Consider the following 2,780-nt stretch of genomic DNA (forward strand, 5'->3'; position numbering starts at 1 on the left):
CAAAATACACATCTGATTCTAAATTTAATATTGCCTTTTGCTGTAATTCAATATTTGAAATTCCTTGCTTTTTTGCTCGTTGCTCAATAAAAGTAAGCGATTCGTTTGTGGCAATTCGATACATCCAAGAATATAATTTGCTTTCTCCTTTAAAATTACCAATATTTGAAAACACTTTTATGAACGTATTTTGAAGCACATCATCCGCATCATCGTGATTTAAAACGATATTTCGGATATGATAATATAAAGGTTTTTGATAGCATTGTACCAATTCTTTAAACGCTTCGTTTTGCGTTTTGGTTTGAATTAATCGTGCTATAAATTTTTTTTCGTCTTGCAATGGAATCTAATTTAATATTTGACTAAAGTTACACAAAAAGGTTTAATTACCATTTAATTTTTTAATTTCGCAAGAAAACAAAAAAGATGTTACAAACTGTGATTTTTGATATGGATGGTGTAATTGTGGATACAGAGCCCGTGCACAATTATGCGTATTATCAACATTTTAAAGAATTAGGAATAGAAGTTTCTTCAGAAATGTATGCTTCTTTTACAGGGAATTCTACTAAAAATGTGTTTCAAAAAATTAAAGATCATTTTGGTGTAGCTGAAGATATTCCCACTTTAGTTGAAAAAAAACGAAGTTTATTTAATGATGCTTTCGACACCAAAGAAGACTTGTTTTTATTAGAAGGGGTGGAGGAATTAATAAAACAATTACATCAAAATGGCATTCAATTAATTTTAGCATCTTCTTCGTCTAAAGTAACTATAAATCGTGTTTTTAACCGATTTAAATTACATAATTATTTTTCTCATATTGTTTCTGGTGAAGATTTTCCGCAATCGAAACCCAATCCAGATATTTTTTTAGAAGCTGTAAGGTTATCAAAGTCTAATAAAGAAAATTGTATAGTAATTGAAGACAGTACCAACGGAATAAAAGCCGCCCACGCAGCTGGAGTTTTTTGTGTAGGTTACAGAAGTGTTAATTCCAAAAAACAAGATTACAGTTTGGCTAATTTAGTTATAGATCGATTTGAAGAATTAGATTTCAACACCATTTTGAAATAAATTACCCAACGGCCTCTTTGTATACGCGTAAGCATTTTTCCCTTGCTTCTTTATGATCAACAATTGGATTTGGATACTGTAATGTTTCCAATTCAGGAACCCATTTTTTGATGTATTTTAGTTCTTTATCAAATTTTTTAATTTGCTCTGTAGGATTGAATATTCTAAAATACGGTGCGGCATCAACTCCTGAACCTGCTGCCCATTGCCAATTTCCAACATTACTGGCTTGTTCATAATCTAATAATTTTGAAGCAAAATAGGTTTCACCCCAACGCCAATCAATTAATAAATGTTTGCATAAAAAACTGGCAACCACCATTCTTACACGATTATGCATATGCCCAGTAGCATTCAATTCTCTCATACCAGCATCTACCATTGGATAACCGGTTTTTCCATCACACCACTTTTTAAATAGCTTTTCATCATTTACCCATTTTATTTCATCGTATTTAGGTTTGAAACTTTTGGTTTGAGTATGAGGAAAATGCCATAAAATTTGCATAAAAAATTCGCGCCAAATTAATTCTTTTAAGAACGTCTCATTTTCAAATTTTAAAGTGTGTTGCACTAATTTTCTAATGCTAATAGTTCCAAATCGCAAATGAATACCGACTAATGAAGTTCCGTTTTTTAATGCAGGAAAATTTCTTGTAGCTTCATATTCAGAAATTAATTTTTCAGAAATTGTATACTCGGGAAGTGAAATTTTAGTTGCCTCAAAACCAATATCTGCTAAGGATAAAAAAGGGTAGGAATGCGAAGTAATATTTTTTAATAACGTTTCTGAAGGATAATTTACAAGTTTAGTTTCCTTTAATTTTGCTTTCCACTTATTTGAAAATGGAGTATATACTACATACGGCAAACCATCATCTTTAGTAATTTCAGACTTTTCAAAAATTACTTGATCTTTACAGGTTTTAAATTCAATTTTATTTTCTTTGAATACTTCATTCAATGCGACGTCTCTTTTTCTGGCATACGGCTCATAATCGTGATTAGTATAAACCGATTTTATTTGGTTATCTTTAATAAGTTTTTCAAATACATCAATTGGTTTTCCATAAAAAACAGCAAGTGACTTGTTAATCTTTCCAAGTTCGACGTTTATTTTTTCCAGCTGATTATGAATAAAAGTTACACGCGCATCATTTTTTTCAAGATGTTGCAAAATGGTTTCGTCAAAAATAAAAATAGGCAATACCGTTTCCTTGTCTTGTAAAGCATGAAACAAAGCGGTATTGTCTTCTAAACGTAAATCTCTTCTAAACCAAAAAAGTGTCATATTATTTAAATTCACCAAAAAGTTCAATTAATTTTTTTCTTCTGTATTCAAAAATTTCATCTAATTTTGGTTTTACAATAAAAGGATGTACCAATTGCCCAAGAATTCCCATTGGAACTTTATAATCGATAATGTCTTCCATTTCTACACCACCTGGAATTTCTTTAATAAAATGCTTATGATGCCATAATGCGTAAGGTCCAAATCGTTGCTCATCTACAAAATATTCTCCTTCAACTACGTGTGTAATTTCGGTAACCCAAGTAGTTTTAATTCCTAATAAAGGCGTAACAATATATTGGATAATTTGACCAGCAAACATAGGTCTATCTGCACCGCTCAAAATATCAAAACTCATATACTCAGGTGTTATTGCTTTTAAATTCTTTGGGCTTGATAAAAATTCCCA

At 30.6% G+C, this 2,780-nt stretch carries 4 protein-coding genes; 1 reads left to right on the forward strand and 3 read right to left on the reverse strand.

Translation table 11 applies throughout. The annotated features are described in order from the left end of the window. Positions 1-343: RNA polymerase sigma factor (locus ACIQ11_RS10165; protein WP_396154570.1), on the reverse strand; the 343-nt coding region annotated here is incomplete at its 3' end. 86 nt (positions 344-429) lie between these two features. On the opposite strand from ACIQ11_RS10165, the gene ACIQ11_RS10170 reads away from it, so the two are divergent. Beyond that, complete coding sequence (locus tag ACIQ11_RS10170) at positions 430-1,080, forward strand: HAD family hydrolase (RefSeq protein ID WP_396154572.1); 651 nt, start codon at positions 430-432, stop codon at positions 1,078-1,080. A 1-nt stretch (position 1,081) separates the two neighbouring features. Here the strand turns inward: ACIQ11_RS10170 and ACIQ11_RS10175 are convergent, their stop codons facing one another. Both ACIQ11_RS10175 and ACIQ11_RS10180 read right to left on the reverse strand, forming a co-directional pair. Further along, positions 1,082-2,371 carry a cryptochrome/photolyase family protein gene (locus ACIQ11_RS10175; protein WP_396154574.1) on the reverse strand — a complete coding sequence of 430 codons (1,290 nt, stop codon included), beginning with the start codon at positions 2,369-2,371 and terminating at the stop codon, positions 1,082-1,084. A gap of 1 nt (position 2,372) precedes the next feature. Beyond that, positions 2,373-2,780 (reverse strand): cell division inhibitor (locus ACIQ11_RS10180; RefSeq protein ID WP_396154576.1); only part of this gene is annotated, 408 nt, incomplete at its 5' end.

It is taken from the genome of Flavobacterium sp., from assembly GCF_044361065.1.
GTDB lineage: Bacteria > Bacteroidota > Bacteroidia > Flavobacteriales > Flavobacteriaceae > Flavobacterium.